Consider the following 14,567-nt stretch of genomic DNA (forward strand, 5'->3'; position numbering starts at 1 on the left):
GTTAAACATCTGATTGGCACGTTTTACAGCAACGGACTGAAGAAGTAAAACAGTCGCTCAGCGATCCGTTGCCACAGCGGACGTTTTAACCACAGCTTCGCATCCAGCAGGCGCGAACGGGAAATATAATCATCCTGAACGGCCGCCAGATCGCCGCCGAATCCGACGTCATCAATCACCAGGGTGATTTCGAAATTAAGCCACAGGCTACGCATATCGAGGTTCACCGTACCGACCAGGCTAAGCTCGCCGTCAACCAGGACACTCTTAGTATGCAGCAGGCCACCTTCGAACTGATAAATTTTTACCCCGGCGGCCAGCAGTTCGGTAAAGAAGGCCCGGCTGGCCCAGCCGACCAGCAGTGAATCATTCTTCCGCGGCAGGATAATGCTGACGTCGACCCCGCGCTGCGCTGCCGTACAGATCGCATGCAGCAGATCGTCGCTGGGCACGAAGTACGGCGTGGTCATGATCAGGTGTTCTTTGGCGGAATAGGCGGCGGTCAGCAATGCCTGATGAATCAGGTCCTCCGGGAAGCCCGGGCCCGAGGCGATAGTGTGGATAGTATGGCCGCTGGCCTCTTCAAAGGGCATGATATTGAGGTCCGGCGGTGGCGGAAGAATGCGCTTGCCGGTCTCAATTTCCCAGTCGCAGGAGTAGACAATGCCCATTGAGGTGGCGACCGGGCCTTCCATACGCGCCATCAAATCAATCCACTGACCCACACCGGAATCCTGTTTAAAGAAACGCGGATCGACCATGTTCATACTGCCGGTATAGGCAATATAGTTATCAATCATGACCATTTTGCGGTGCTGGCGCAGGTCCATGCGGCGCAGAAACACACGCATCAGATTGACCTTCAGCGCTTCGACAACTTCAATTCCGGCGTTGCGCATCATCGCCGCCCACGGACTGCGGAAGAAGGCGACGCTCCCGGCCGAATCCAGCATCAGGCGGCAATGAACGCCGCGTCGTGCTGCGGCCATCAGCGATTCGGCAACGTTATCGGCCATTCCACCAGGCTGCCAGATGTAAAACACCATCTCGATGTTGTGCCGGGCCAACTGGATATCGCGTATCAGCGCCTGCATTACATCATCCGACTCCGTCAGCAGCTGGAGCTGGTTACCTTTAACACCGGCAATCCCTTGACGGCGCTCGCAGAGCTGGAACAAGGATTCCGCAACCGGGCTGTTATCATCGGCAAAGATATGTTTGCAGGCTTTAAGGTCGTTAAGCCATTTGGCGGTAGAAGGCCACATCGCCCGGGCTCGTTCTGCCCGGCGTTTGCCCAGATGCAGTTCGCCGAAGGAGAGATAGGCGATAATCCCGACCAGCGGCAGAATATAGATAATGAGTAACCACGCCATTGCGGAGGGAACGGCGCGCCGTTTCATCAATATGCGTAACGTTACACCGGCGATGAGTAGCCAGTAACCAAGAATGACCAGCCAGTTCACTACCGTGTAAAAGGTTGTCATAGATGAAAAATCCTTTTGAATTACTCTATGTCATGAGTTTACGCATCAACATGCATCTGGCAAATAAAAACACAGCGAAAGCGTTGGTCTGCCAGATTCATAGGTTTATAATGTGGACTGTTTTTCACTTGTAGAGTAGTAGCAATGAAGCGTAGTAGAACGGAAGTAGGGCGCTGGCGTATGCTAAGACAGGTGAGTCGCCGTAAGTCCCGCTGGCTGGAGGCCCAATCGCGCCGCAACATGCGCATCCTTTCTATCAGAAAGGAGTTGGTGAAACGACAACGTGGCTCCCTGCTGTTTGTCTTCACTGATTACTGATAGCTGAGTACCGATAAGAAAGGCACCGTTTACGGTGCCTCTGTTCTTTAAGCGCCCAACCGGTCTCAGAAAACCTGCTTATAAGGTTTTACTGACACGTTCTGATATACCCCAGCGGCGTTATAAGGGTCATCATTTGCCCATGCTTTTGCCACTTCCAGCGATTCAAACTCTGCAATGACCGTTGAACCGGTAAAGCCAGCCGCGCCAGGTTCATTACTGTCAACTGCCGGCATTGGGCCGGCGGTCAGCAGACGACCTTCATCACGTAATAATTGTAAACGTGCCAGATGGGCAGGGCGAACCGACATGCGTTTTTCCAGAGAATCGGCGATGTCTTCAGCGTAGATAACGTAAAGCACGGCAAGGCTCCTTATCAATAAATTGGCGAATCACGTTAAGTGAATCCACCGTTGACTGCAATGCAAAGATGCGAGTCAGCACGAAAATGTCTGGCCTCAACGTTTTTTTTCCACAAAATGAGGCAAATATTGATGCCAGATAACACGGCTTATTGAATATGATTGCTATTTGCATTTAAAATCAGACCATCATTTTTCAACAGAAACGACTATGAGCGCAATGACCCTTGATTTACCTCGCCGCTTCCCGTGGCCGACGCTGCTGTCTGTGGTTATCCACGGTGCCGTTGTAGCCGGGCTGCTTTACACCTCGGTACATCAGGTTATTGAAAGGCCATCGCCCTCTCAGCCCATCGAGATAACCATGGTCGCGCCAGCGGATCTCGAACCGCCTCAGGCAGTGCAGCCGGTGGCTGAACCTGTCGTCGAGCCAGAGCCTGAACCGGAAGTGGTGCCGGAGCCGGAGCCGCCGAAAGAAGCGCCGGTGGTTATCCATAAGCCTGAGCCGAAGCCAAAACCGAAGCCGAAGCCAAAACCTGAGAAAAAAGTTGAGCAGCCGAAGCGCGAAGTGAAGCCGGCGGAACCGAAGGCGGTCTCACCGTTTGAATCGACGAATACCGCACCGGCGCGTACCCAGCCGAGCACCGCCACGGCGAACGCGAAGCCAACGCTGACGACGCCGAGTGGCCCGAGAGCATTGAGCCGCAACCAACCCGCATACCCGGCACGCGCCCAGGCGCTGCGTATTGAAGGTTCAGTTCGCGTTAAATTCGATGTGACGCCAGACGGGCGGATTGATAACGTGGTCATTCTCTCCGCACAGCCGGCGAATATGTTTGAACGTGAAGTCAAAAACGCGCTGCGTAAATGGCGTTATGAAGTAGGTAAGCCGGGCTCCGGCGTGACGATGACCATCAAATTCCGCCTGAAAGGTGTGGAAATCAGCTAACCGCACAGTAATCAGTAACCGTAATAAGGCCCCTATGGGGCCTTTTCCAGTAGCACGTCATCCAGCGCTTTTTGCACCACCACCAGGTGCTGCCCGCCGAACAAAATCGCCCGGTTCAACAGTGTGTAAAGCTGATACACCGGCTGGCGGTCGAGGAACCCGGAAGGTAGCGGCGAAACCGACTGATAGCCGTCGTAGATCTGCGGCGGCTGTTCCGGGTGCAGCGGCAGCATGGCAAGGTCGCACTCTCTGTCACCCCAGTAGCAGGCGGGGTCGAAGATGTAGGGGCCGTTTGGCCCAAGCGCGCAGTTACCGGACCAGAGATCGCCGTGCAGCAGCGACGGTTGAGGCTGGTGATTGCTGAGGCGCTGTTGCACATGATCGACAATCGTATCGATGTCGCCGAAGTTGAGCCCTTTTTCGGCAGCCAGTTCCAGCTGCCAGCCGATGCGCTGTTCGGCAAAAAACGTCGACCAGCGGCGTTGCCAGGCGTTGGGCTGCGGCGTGGTGGAAAGATCGTTATCAAAATCCAGCCCGAACTGCGGCTGATCGCTCCACTGATGCAGGTGCGCAATTTGCTGCCCGAGTAAAAAGGCGTTGTGCGCATCCAGCGGGCGAGGGGGCAGATACTCCATCACCACAAAGCTGTAATCGCGATCGCTGCCGACGGCATAAACCTGCGGGACGCTAACGGTGTTACTGCGCGACAACAGCTCCAGCTGGTCAGCTTCAGCGGTAAAGATAGGCAGCAACTCACGTTCATCACATTTGACAAAGTAATCTCGCCCACCGAAACGCAGGTGCCAGGCTGCGTGAATCTCACCACCGGGTAGTTCATTGCGCAGTTCGATTTCAGCTGCTTCAGTGTGCCAGTCGCTTAACAAATTACTGATAGCTTGCCACATGCTGTCTCTCCCCTTGTTTTCCACCATTTCATAAGGTTAGCTCATAACCCCGGTGTAAAATTCGAACTAACGCACAACTGGTGCTTTCCGCTGCGCTAATCGCACTTATTGAGCTTTCAACCACGCATCAAATGTGGTGACCGTGACGTCAACGGGACGACCGAGCGCGGTTTCCGCCAGTCCGGCACACAACGCTTTGACTTCATCCGTCGTCTGCGCTGAGATCATGCCGAAGGTGTTAGTACCCAGCTCATGAACCTTGCCGTTCTCATCATTGAGCACGAGAGTGAATCCTGCACGGGTGAGGTGATTACTGAGTTCGTTAATTTCGGTTAGCGTCTCTTCCTGAAAGTTAACCGTTGCGACGTGAGTAACAATTTCTGTGCTCATTTTTCACCCTGTTGTAAACCATGAAATTTTTAGCATAGACCAAGATGATGATTTGGCGACTCCCTCTGCGCGAGCAGAGGGAAGGGGAATTAGCGACCGCAGAGGTAGCGGTAGATTTTTTGCGTGTTTTCCAGCGAGCACAGCCGGGTGCCCTGGTTGATGGTGGCGGCGCTGCCGGCGGAGACGCCGAAGCGGACCATGTCTTCCAGACTGGCATTTTTAGCCAAACGCAGGGTCATGGCGCCGACCATGCTGTCACCGGCACCGACGGTGCTTTGACTTTTCATCGGCGGCGGTACGACATGAACACTACCGTTGGCATCAACGCCCAGCGCCCCCTGGGGACCGAGAGAAACTACCACCCGGCGTGCTTTGCCCGAATGGATTAACTCTTCCGCGGCCTGACGCACATCATCCGGCTGGCTGAGATCGCGCTGGACCAGAGCACTGAGCTCTTTTTGGTTGGGTTTCACCAGCTCGATATTGCCGACGGTCAATGCCGCCGCCAGCGCGTCGCCGGAGCTGTCAATAATGCAGCGTAGTCCGTGCTGCTGCGCGTTTTTGACCAGTTGGGTCAGGTCATCAACGCTAATGCCCGGCGGAAGACTGCCGCTGACGACCAGCAACGAACCCGGTTCGATAGCCAGCACTTTTTCTTCCAGCCGCTGGAATTCTTCTGCCGTTAAGGCGGCCCCTGGCATGACAAAACGGTATTGCTCGCCACTGGTGCTGACGTGCACATGCAGGTTTTGCCGTGTCCAGTCCTGAGCGTCGATGGTGTCCACCGGAACATGTTCACTTTCCAGCAGGGCGGTGAGGTGTTCCCCGGTGGCGCCACCGGCCGGATAAATCGCCGTGGCCGTACCGCCAAGGAAGGTGATGGCGCGCGCGACATTAATGCCGCCGCCGCCGGGTTCGAAAACCGGCGCGCTGCAACGAAGTTTACCTTCAGGATAGATTTGCGGGGTCAGCGTGGCGCTGTCGAGCGAAGGGGCCAGCGTAAGCGTATAGATTTTGGTCATCCAGATTCCTCCATGATACGAATTTAGCTGCTGTGGTTTTAAGCATGGCACTTCTTGTCTGGAAGGGGAAGCGGTGGCAGGTGGTGTTTTGTAAAGCGCTATTTATTTTTATCATTATGAAATAATGATTGTTCTGAGAGCTGTCTTATTCAAAAAATGAAATAGTAATTGATTGCTATGTTAATCGTGCTTTTTTATAATTCTCTGCCTTTCATTGGACCTGCAAGATACAAAAAATCATTCAAGATGCGTCGAGGCGGCAAGGAAAGATTTACCTCCGGGAGCACAGCACATGCTGTGATAGAGGAAGTCTTAGCGGCGCCAGCAAAGAAGTAGCCTGAAGGATGACGCGTATAGCGATCCTTGCGAAAGTTTCCGGGACCCGACGGGTCTCTCTTTATGTTGTACGGACTCTAAATTAAATGAAGCTTTTGATGACAGTACCCGCAGCGGCATTGCTGGCGGGGGGGCTCTTTGCGTCTATGCACGCACTGGCCGATGATTCCGTTTTTACTGTTATGGATGACCCTTCCACTGCCAAAAAACCTTTCGAAGGTGCTGTTAACGCCGGTTATCTGGCGCAGTCCGGAAATACGAAAAGTTCTTCAATGACTGCGGATTCAACACTCACCTGGTACGGCAGCACCACGGCATGGTCGCTGTGGGGTAATGCCAGCAACACCTCGTCGAACGACCAGCGCTCTTCCGAGAAGTATGCGGTGGGTGGTCGTAGCCGTTACAACCTGACCGACAGCAACTATGTCTTTGGTCAGGCCAGCTGGTTGACCGATCGCTATAACGGTTATCAGCAGCGCGATGTATTAACCGCCGGTTACGGTCGCCAGATCCTCAACGGCCCGGTCCACAGTCTGCGTTTTGAATTCGGTCCTGGTGTACGTTATGACGAGTTTACCGATGGCGACAACGATACCCAGCCGCTGGGCTATGCGTCCGGCACCTGGGCCTGGCAGATGACGGATAACACCAAGTTCACTCAGGGTGTATCGGTCTTTGGCGCGCAGGACACGACGCTGAACTCGGAAAGCGCATTAAACGTCGCAATCAATGCGCATTTCGCACTGCGTGTTGCCTACAATCTGACCTGGAACTCCGAGCCGCCGGCATCGGCGCCAGAGCACACCGATCGTCGCACCACGCTGTCGCTAGGTTATAAAATGTAATATATTTCAGGCCGGTAAATCCGGCCTGATTGTTTTGAAATTAGCAATAAGTGACATTATTATTTTTGGTCTTCAGTTTTGTTTTTTATAAAAAGAAAATAGCCTCCATATTTCCTTCACAATTGCTTAATTCGACACGCCTTCTGACATGTTTTACGTTAATTTGACACAAATAGCTAAATATTGGCTCGGACAAAGTTGTGATCTGGATCTATACTGTGGTTTATCGACAGAGACGAACGCTTTGCCGAAAAACCTTAAGTAAATAAGAGAACCACCATCATGAAAAATAGCAAAATCGCAATGGCGGCTGCCGTGCTGTGCACCCTGTCGTTTGGCGCATTCGCCGCCGATCAGGTCCCACCGTCAGGCGCTACCGAACATACACAAATTGGCATTGCCAAAGCGACGGATGTCGAAGCGGGTTCTAATATTGCTCCCGGTTCACAATCAACCGGCCACACTATGGATGATGCTTTTAATGTGCATACTCTTGTTGCCGGTGAGTGGTCCTGATATTTCGCCTGTACATCGCGTATATTAAATTCAGGAAATATAAAGCCGGGTAAAGATGTACCGGTTTATTTCCCGAGTTTTACTCCCAAGTCATTTATGTTTTCTCCTGTATTCTACGCCTGATTATTTTAATGACGGCAGCGCGGTTTCATGGTTTATCCCCTGACGAATTACCCCATCGTTTTTTATCCACCCCCCTTGTTTTATCAATCATTGCAACCATTTATCTTGTTCAGACTTTTAACCCGCAGAAATGATGTGTAGACTAAAGGTCGGTGTTATCAGCAGGCGGCTACAGGTGGGAACGGTTCGGTAAACGGGCGTCCTCATATTTCGCAGAGTGAAGCGGGAGCTGTGCTACAACTTGTTGATAATTATGATTATATTGTTTTGTATGTGCTCTTTCGTGCGGGGCACCACTGCAAATAAGGACATGAAATGCCTGTAATTACGCTTCCTGATGGCAGCCAACGCCATTTTGACCACGCAGTCAGCCCGCTGGATGTTGCTCTGGATATTGGTCCAGGCCTCGCGAAAGCGACTATCGCCGGACGTGTTAATGGTGAGCTGGTTGATGCCTGCGACCCTATCGAAAACGATGCAACCCTCTCTATCATCACCGCTAAAGATGAAGATGGGCTGGAGATCATTCGTCACTCCTGCGCGCATCTGTTAGGTCATGCCATTAAGCAACTGTGGCCCAATACCAAAATGGCCATCGGCCCGGTTATCGACAACGGCTTCTATTATGATGTCGACCTCGACCATACGCTGACCCAGGAAGATATCGACGCGCTCGAAAAACGTATGCATGAGCTCGCCGAAAAGAACTACGACGTCATCAAGAAGAAAGTCAGCTGGCACGAAGCGCGTGAAACCTTCGTCAAGCGTGGCGAAACCTATAAGATTTCAATTCTTGATGAAAACATCGCCCATGATGACAAGCCTGGCTTGTACCATCACGAAGAATATGTCGATATGTGCCGTGGGCCGCACGTACCGAACATGCGTTTCTGTCATCACTTCAAACTGATGAAAACCGCAGGCGCGTACTGGCGTGGCGATAGCAACAACAAGATGCTGCAGCGTATTTACGGCACCGCATGGGCCGATAAAAAAGCGCTTAACGCGCATCTGCTGCGTCTGGAAGAAGCATCTAAGCGTGACCACCGTAAGATCGGTAAGCAACTCGACCTGTATCATATGCAGGAAGAAGCGCCGGGAATGGTGTTCTGGCATAATGACGGCTGGACTATCTTCCGCGAACTGGAAACTTTCGTACGTTCTAAACTGAAAGAGTACCAGTATCAGGAAGTGAAAGGCCCGTTCATGATGGACCGCGTGCTGTGGGAAAAAACCGGGCACTGGGACAACTACAAAGATGCGATGTTCACTACCTCTTCTGAGAACCGTGAATACTGCATCAAGCCGATGAACTGCCCGGGTCACGTACAGATCTTTAACCAGGGTCTGAAATCGTACCGCGATCTGCCGTTGCGTATGGCAGAATTCGGTAGCTGCCATCGAAACGAGCCGTCGGGTGCACTGCATGGCCTGATGCGCGTACGTGGCTTCACACAGGATGATGCACACATCTTCTGTACTGAAGATCAGGTACGTGATGAAGTTAACGCTTGTATTCGTATGGTCTACGATATGTACAGCACTTTTGGCTTCGAGAAAATCGTCGTCAAACTCTCAACTCGTCCGGAAAAACGTATCGGTAGTGACGAGACCTGGGATCGTGCTGAGGCGGATCTGGCAGTCGCGCTGGAAGAAAACAATATCCCGTTTGAATATCAACTGGGTGAAGGCGCGTTCTACGGTCCGAAAATTGAATTTACATTGTATGACTGCCTCGATCGTGCATGGCAGTGCGGTACTGTGCAGCTGGACTTCTCCCTGCCGCAGCGTTTAAGCGCCTCTTATGTTGGCGAAAGTAACGAGCGTCAGGTCCCGGTAATGATTCACCGTGCCATTCTTGGTTCACTGGAGCGCTTCATTGGCATCCTGACCGAAGAGTTCGCCGGCTTCTTCCCAACCTGGCTTGCGCCGGTGCAGGTTGTAGTGATGAATATTACTGATTCTCAGTCTGAATACGTTAACGAATTGACCCGTAAACTACAAAATGCGGGTATTCGGGTAAAAGCGGACTTGAGAAATGAGAAGATTGGCTTTAAAATCCGCGAGCACACTTTACGTCGTGTCCCGTATATGCTGGTCTGTGGCGACAAAGAAGTCGAAGCCGGCAAAGTTGCGGTGCGTACCCGTCGTGGTAAAGACCTCGGCAGCATGGACGTAAACGAAGTGATCGAAAAGCTGCAACAAGAGATTCGCAGCCGCAGTCTTCAACAACTGGAGGAATAAGGTATTAAAGGCGGAAAACGAGTTCAAACGGCACGTCCGAATCGTATCAATGGCGAGATTCGCGCCCTGGAAGTTCGCTTAACAGGTCTGGAAGGTGAGCAGCTGGGTATTGTGAGTCTGAGAGAAGCTATCGAAAAGGCTGAAGAGGCCGGAGTAGATTTAGTTGAAATCAGCCCTAACGCCGAACCGCCAGTTTGTCGTATTATGGACTACGGCAAGTTCCTTTATGAAAAGAGTAAGTCTTCTAAGGAACAGAAGAAGAAGCAAAAAGTTATCCAGGTTAAGGAAATCAAATTCCGACCTGGTACCGATGATGGCGACTATCAGGTAAAACTCCGCAGCCTGATTCGCTTTCTGGAAGATGGCGATAAGGCCAAGATCACGCTGCGTTTCCGCGGTCGTGAGATGGCCCACCAACAGATCGGTATGGAAGTGCTTACGCGCGTCCGTGACGATCTGAGTGAACTGGCAGTAGTCGAATCCTTCCCAACGAAGATCGAAGGCCGCCAGATGATCATGGTGCTCGCTCCTAAGAAGAAACAGTAAGGCCTTCAAGTAGCAATGTCTGTGGAGCCTTTAGGTTCCGCAGTTGTTGCTCGCCTACGTTTCGTTTATTAACAATGCGAAGTGGAAGTTATTAAAATGCCAAAAATTAAGACCGTACGCGGTGCTGCTAAGCGCTTCAAAAAAACCGGTAAAGGTGGTTTTAAGCACAAGCACGCTAACCTGCGTCACATTCTGACCAAAAAAGCTACCAAGCGTAAACGTCACCTGCGTCCGAAAGCCATGGTTTCCAAAGGCGATCTGGGCCTGGTAATCGCGTGCCTGCCGTACGCATAAGTCGTTAACCCTTTTAACTTTTTAATTAGAATAGATACAGGAGAGCACATATGGCTCGCGTAAAACGTGGTGTAGTTGCCCGTGCACGTCACAAGAAAATTTTGAAACAAGCTAAAGGCTACTACGGTGCGCGTTCTCGCGTATACCGCGTTGCCTTCCAGGCTGTTATCAAAGCTGGTCAGTACGCTTATCGTGACCGTCGTCAGAAAAAGCGTCAGTTCCGTCAACTGTGGATTGCGCGTATCAACGCAGCAGCACGTCAGAACGGTATTTCTTACAGCAAATTCATCAACGGCCTGAAAAAAGCCTCTGTTGAAATCGACCGTAAGATCCTGGCTGACATCGCAGTATTCGACAAATTAGCGTTCACCGCGCTGGTCGAAAAAGCGAAAGCAGCTCTGGCATAAGCCAGTTGAAAGAGGGAGCTTGTCTCCCTCTTTTTGTTTATGCCCGTCTTAGAATTATTTCGGGCATAACCCTATCAGAAGATTGACTTTTATTGCTGTAAGCTTTTCAATACAGCTCTTACGTTTAGTTCCTGACAAGGTAATGCAAGCATGAATGCTGCTATTTTCCGCTTCTTTTTTTACTTTAGCACCTGAATCCAGGAGGCTAGCGCGTGAAAGATGAAACGGAAAACAGCGCCAGAAAGCCTCCCACTGTGGAGGCTTTTTTCGTATATGAACCCGTTCATGCTATTTCAAGCTGCAGGGGCGTTAGTGAGTTTGCGCCTGCGACGACAGAGATCTTTTTGCCACGTGATGCGCGGCGCTGCCTGTAACTCGAAATAGTCAGAACAACATAATGACCATAACCGGTGTCTGCACCGACATAATGAGGAAAACCATGTCACATCTCGCAGAGCTGGTTGCCAGTGCGAAGGCAGCCATTAATGAGGCATCAGATGTTGCCGCGCTGGACAACGTCCGCGTGGAATACCTGGGTAAGAAAGGGCATCTGACCCTTCAGATGACCACCCTGCGTGAGCTGCCGCCAGAAGAGCGTCCGGCCGCTGGTGCGGTCATCAATGAAGCGAAAGAGCAGGTTCAGCAGGCGCTTAACGCGCGTAAAGCTGACCTGGAAGGCGCCGCGTTGAACGCCCGCCTCGCCGCTGAGACCATCGACGTCTCTTTACCGGGGCGCCGTATTGAAAACGGTGGCTTGCATCCGGTAACCCGCACCATCGACCGTATCGAGAACTTCTTCGGTGAGCTGGGCTTTACCGTGGCGACCGGTCCGGAAATCGAAGATGATTACCACAACTTTGATGCGCTGAATATCCCGGGTCACCACCCGGCTCGTGCCGATCACGACACCTTCTGGTTTGATGCCACACGTCTGCTGCGTACCCAGACCTCTGGCGTGCAGATCCGCACCATGGAAAACCAGCAGCCGCCGATCCGTATCATTGCCCCGGGCCGCGTCTATCGTAACGACTACGACCAGACCCACACCCCAATGTTCCACCAGATGGAAGGCCTGATTGTTGATACCAACATCAACTTCACCAACCTGAAAGGGACGCTGCATGACTTCCTGAATAACTTCTTTGAAGAAGATCTGCAGATTCGTTTCCGTCCGTCCTACTTCCCGTTCACCGAACCGTCCGCGGAAGTTGACGTTATGGGTAAAAACGGTAAGTGGCTGGAAGTGCTTGGCTGCGGCATGGTGCACCCGAACGTCCTGCGTAATGTCGGCATTGACCCGGAAGTCTATTCCGGCTTCGCATTCGGGATGGGGATGGAGCGTCTGACGATGCTGCGCTACGGCGTGACCGATTTACGTGCGTTCTTCGAAAACGATTTGCGTTTCCTCAAACAGTTTAAATAAGGGCAGGACAGAATAATGAAATTCAGTGAACTGTGGTTACGCGAGTGGGTGAACCCGGCGATCGACAGCGAAGCGCTGGCGAACCAGATCACCATGGCTGGCCTGGAAGTTGACGGCGTTGAGCCGGTGGCGGGGACGTTTAATGGCGTCGTGGTTGGTGAAGTGGTTGAGTGCGGCCAGCACCCGAACGCTGACAAACTGCGGGTAACCAAAGTCAACGTCGGTGGCGAACGTCTGCTGGACATCGTCTGCGGCGCGCCAAACTGCCGTCAGGGTCTGAAAGTTGCGGTAGCGACCATCGGTGCCGTACTGCCGGGCGACTTCAAAATTAAAGCGGCTAAACTGCGTGGCGAGCCGTCTGAAGGGATGCTGTGCTCGTTCTCCGAGCTCGGTGTTTCCGACGATCATAGCGGTATTATCGAACTGCCGGCGGATGCGCCGATTGGCACCGATATCCGTGAATACCTGAAGCTGGACGATAACACCATCGAAATTAGCGTCACGCCGAACCGCGCTGACTGCTTAGGTATCATCGGCGTGGCCCGTGATGTGGCCGTGCTGAACAAATCTCCGCTGAACGCGCCGGAAATCGCACCGGTCGCGGCGACCATTGCCGATACGCTGCCTATCAGCGTTGAAGCGCCGGACGCCTGTCCGCGCTACCTGGGCCGTGTGGTCAAAGGCATCAACGTCAAAGCGCCGACGCCGCTGTGGATGAAAGAGAAGCTGCGTCGCTGCGGCATTCGGTCGATCGATGCGGTCGTTGACGTGACCAACTATGTGCTGCTTGAGCTGGGCCAGCCGATGCACGCGTTCGACTGCGACCGTATTGACGGCGGCATCGTCGTGCGTATGGCGAAAGAGGGCGAGAAGCTGGTTCTGCTGGATGGCAGTGAAGCCAAACTCGATACCGACACCCTGGTGATTGCCGACCATCACAAAGCGCTGGCAATGGGCGGCATCTTTGGTGGCGAACACTCTGGCGTCAATGATGAAACCCAGAACGTGCTGCTGGAGTGTGCTTTCTTCAGCCCGCTGTCAATCACCGGTCGCGCACGTCGTCACGGCCTGCACACCGACGCCTCTCATCGCTATGAGCGTGGTGTTGATTCCGCGCTGCAGTATAAAGCGATGGAACGTGCAACCCGTCTGCTGATCGACATCTGCGGCGGCGAAGCCGGCCCGATCATCGACGTGACCAACGAAGCGACCTTGCCGAAGGCAGCAACCATCACGCTGCGCCGTAGCAAACTCGATCGTCTGATTGGCCATCATATTGATGATGCGCAGGTCAGCGATATCCTTACCCGTCTGGGCTGTGAAGTGACGGCAGGTAACGGCGAATGGCAGGCGGTGGCACCGAGCTGGCGTTTCGATATGGAAATCGAAGAAGATCTGGTGGAAGAAGTTGCCCGCGTTTACGGCTATAACAATATTCCCGATCAGCCGGTGCAGGCGGGGCTGATTATGGGCACCCACCGCGAAGCCAATCTGTCGCTGAAACGTGTAAAAACGATGCTCAACGACAAAGGCTATCAGGAAGTGATTACCTACAGCTTCGTTGACCCGAAAGTACAGCAGCTGGTTCACGCGGGTGAAGAGGCGCTGATTCTGCCAAGCCCGATCTCCAGCGAAATGTCGGCCATGCGCCTGTCGCTGCTGACCGGCCTGCTGGGTACGGTAGTGTATAACCAGAACCGTCAGCAAAGCCGTGTGCGTATCTTTGAGAGCGGTTTACGCTTCGTACCTGATACTCAAGCGCCGCTGGGGATTCGCCAGGACGTGATGCTGGGCGGTGTTATTTGCGGTAACCGCAATGATGAGCACTGGAATCTGGCAAAAGAGACCGTCGATTTCTATGATTTAAAAGGCGATCTGGAATCCGTTCTGGACCTGACCGGTAAATTAGCCGACATCGAGTTCCGTGCAGAAACGCACAGCGCCCTGCATCCGGGCCAGTCAGCAGCGATTTATCTGAAAGGTGAACGTATTGGTTTCATTGGGGTTGTTCACCCGGAGCTGGAACGTAAACTGGATTTGAACGGCCGCACTTTAGCCTTCGAACTGGAGTGGAACAAGCTCGCAGACCGCGTGGTGCCTCAGGCGCGCGAGATTTCACGTTTCCCGGCGAACCGCCGCGATATCGCTGTTGTAGTAGCTGAAAATGTACCTGCAGCTGATGTTTTGACCGAGTGTAAGAAAGTTGGCGTAAATCAGGTAGTTGGCGTAAACTTATTTGACGTGTACCGCGGTAAAGGTGTGGCGGAAGGCAGTAAAAGCCTTGCGATTAGCCTAATCCTTCAGGATACCAGCCGTACACTCGAAGAAGAGGAGATTGCCGCTACCGTCGCCAAATGTGTAGAGGCATTAAAAGAGCGATTCCAGGCATCATTGAGGGATTGA

16 protein-coding genes and 1 other annotated feature are annotated in these 14,567 nt (G+C 52.8%); of the genes, 11 read left to right on the forward strand and 5 right to left on the reverse strand.

The features are described 5' to 3' along the window. Positions 1 to 23: 23 nt before the first annotated feature. The gene (cls, locus tag ACMYSN_RS00295) at positions 24 to 1,484 is read right to left on the reverse strand and encodes a cardiolipin synthase (RefSeq protein WP_462496568.1); all 1,461 of its coding nucleotides are present in this window, start codon (positions 1,482 to 1,484) and stop codon (positions 24 to 26) included. A gap of 144 nt (positions 1,485 to 1,628) precedes the next feature. Between cls and ACMYSN_RS00300 the strand changes: the two genes are divergently transcribed. Then, positions 1,629 to 1,802, forward strand: a complete 174-nt coding sequence (locus ACMYSN_RS00300; RefSeq protein ID WP_123754732.1) for a YciY family protein — start codon at positions 1,629 to 1,631, stop codon at positions 1,800 to 1,802. Between the two features lie 65 nt (positions 1,803 to 1,867). Here the strand turns inward: ACMYSN_RS00300 and ACMYSN_RS00305 are convergent, their stop codons facing one another. Beyond that, positions 1,868 to 2,164 carry a YciI family protein gene (locus tag ACMYSN_RS00305; protein WP_123754731.1) on the reverse strand — a complete coding sequence of 99 codons (297 nt, stop codon included), beginning with the start codon at positions 2,162 to 2,164 and terminating at the stop codon, positions 1,868 to 1,870. Between the two features lie 220 nt (positions 2,165 to 2,384). Between ACMYSN_RS00305 and tonB the strand changes: the two genes are divergently transcribed. Further along, positions 2,385 to 3,113, forward strand: coding sequence for an energy transducer TonB (gene tonB / locus ACMYSN_RS00310; protein ID WP_462498170.1), 729 nt, complete (start codon positions 2,385 to 2,387; stop codon positions 3,111 to 3,113). A gap of 32 nt (positions 3,114 to 3,145) precedes the next feature. Here tonB and ACMYSN_RS00315 read toward each other — a convergent pair whose 3' ends face one another. The 3 genes from ACMYSN_RS00315 to pfkB all read right to left on the reverse strand — a co-directional run bounded on the left by ACMYSN_RS00315 (position 3,146) and on the right by pfkB (position 5,430). Then, entirely contained in the window at positions 3,146 to 4,018 is an 873-nt protein-coding gene (locus ACMYSN_RS00315; protein WP_462496569.1) for a fructosamine kinase family protein, read from the reverse strand. A gap of 105 nt (positions 4,019 to 4,123) precedes the next feature. Beyond that, positions 4,124 to 4,408 (reverse strand): type V toxin-antitoxin system endoribonuclease GhoS family antitoxin, encoded by a 285-nt coding sequence (ghoS, locus tag ACMYSN_RS00320; protein WP_462496570.1) that lies wholly within the window; start codon positions 4,406 to 4,408, stop codon positions 4,124 to 4,126. An 89-nt stretch (positions 4,409 to 4,497) separates the two neighbouring features. After that, positions 4,498 to 5,430, reverse strand: a complete 933-nt coding sequence (gene pfkB / locus ACMYSN_RS00325) for a 6-phosphofructokinase II (RefSeq protein ID WP_462496571.1) — start codon at positions 5,428 to 5,430, stop codon at positions 4,498 to 4,500. 422 nt (positions 5,431 to 5,852) lie between these two features. On the opposite strand from pfkB, the gene ACMYSN_RS00330 reads away from it, so the two are divergent. The 9 genes from ACMYSN_RS00330 to pheT all read left to right on the forward strand — a co-directional run bounded on the left by ACMYSN_RS00330 (position 5,853) and on the right by pheT (position 14,567). Beyond that, positions 5,853 to 6,611, forward strand: a complete 759-nt coding sequence (locus ACMYSN_RS00330) for a DUF481 domain-containing protein (protein ID WP_462496572.1) — start codon at positions 5,853 to 5,855, stop codon at positions 6,609 to 6,611. 282 nt (positions 6,612 to 6,893) lie between these two features. Beyond that, positions 6,894 to 7,127, forward strand: a complete 234-nt coding sequence (locus ACMYSN_RS00335) for a YdgH/BhsA/McbA family protein (RefSeq protein ID WP_123754725.1) — start codon at positions 6,894 to 6,896, stop codon at positions 7,125 to 7,127. A 438-nt stretch (positions 7,128 to 7,565) separates the two neighbouring features. Beyond that, entirely contained in the window at positions 7,566 to 9,494 is a 1,929-nt protein-coding gene (gene thrS, locus ACMYSN_RS00340) for a threonine--tRNA ligase (RefSeq protein WP_462496573.1), read from the forward strand. Positions 9,495 to 9,497: 3 nt separating this feature from the next. Further along, the gene (gene infC / locus ACMYSN_RS00345) at positions 9,498 to 10,040 is read left to right on the forward strand and encodes a translation initiation factor IF-3 (RefSeq protein WP_123754723.1); all 543 of its coding nucleotides are present in this window, start codon (positions 9,498 to 9,500) and stop codon (positions 10,038 to 10,040) included. 96 nt (positions 10,041 to 10,136) lie between these two features. After that, positions 10,137 to 10,334 (forward strand): 50S ribosomal protein L35, encoded by a 198-nt coding sequence (rpmI, locus tag ACMYSN_RS00350; protein WP_001124225.1) that lies wholly within the window; start codon positions 10,137 to 10,139, stop codon positions 10,332 to 10,334. Positions 10,335 to 10,384: 50 nt separating this feature from the next. Then, on the forward strand, positions 10,385 to 10,741 hold the full coding sequence (rplT, locus tag ACMYSN_RS00355) for a 50S ribosomal protein L20 (RefSeq protein ID WP_004102963.1): 357 nt from the start codon (positions 10,385 to 10,387) through the stop codon (positions 10,739 to 10,741). 145 nt (positions 10,742 to 10,886) lie between these two features. Then, positions 10,887 to 11,012, forward strand: a sequence feature (Phe leader region). Further along, complete coding sequence (pheM, locus tag ACMYSN_RS00360) at positions 10,892 to 10,936, forward strand: pheST operon leader peptide PheM (protein WP_001386830.1); 45 nt, start codon at positions 10,892 to 10,894, stop codon at positions 10,934 to 10,936. It overlaps the preceding feature by 45 nt. Before the next feature lie 168 nt (positions 11,013 to 11,180). After that, positions 11,181 to 12,164 carry a phenylalanine--tRNA ligase subunit alpha gene (gene pheS / locus ACMYSN_RS00365; RefSeq protein WP_032687130.1) on the forward strand — a complete coding sequence of 328 codons (984 nt, stop codon included), beginning with the start codon at positions 11,181 to 11,183 and terminating at the stop codon, positions 12,162 to 12,164. A gap of 15 nt (positions 12,165 to 12,179) precedes the next feature. After that, a complete protein-coding gene (pheT, locus tag ACMYSN_RS00370) occupies positions 12,180 to 14,567 on the forward strand; it encodes a phenylalanine--tRNA ligase subunit beta (RefSeq protein WP_462496574.1) in 2,388 nt (795 codons plus the stop codon).

The sequence above is a fragment of the Klebsiella sp. R445 genome (assembly GCF_051131755.1).
Taxonomy (GTDB): Bacteria; Pseudomonadota; Gammaproteobacteria; order Enterobacterales; family Enterobacteriaceae; genus Klebsiella; species Klebsiella lignicola.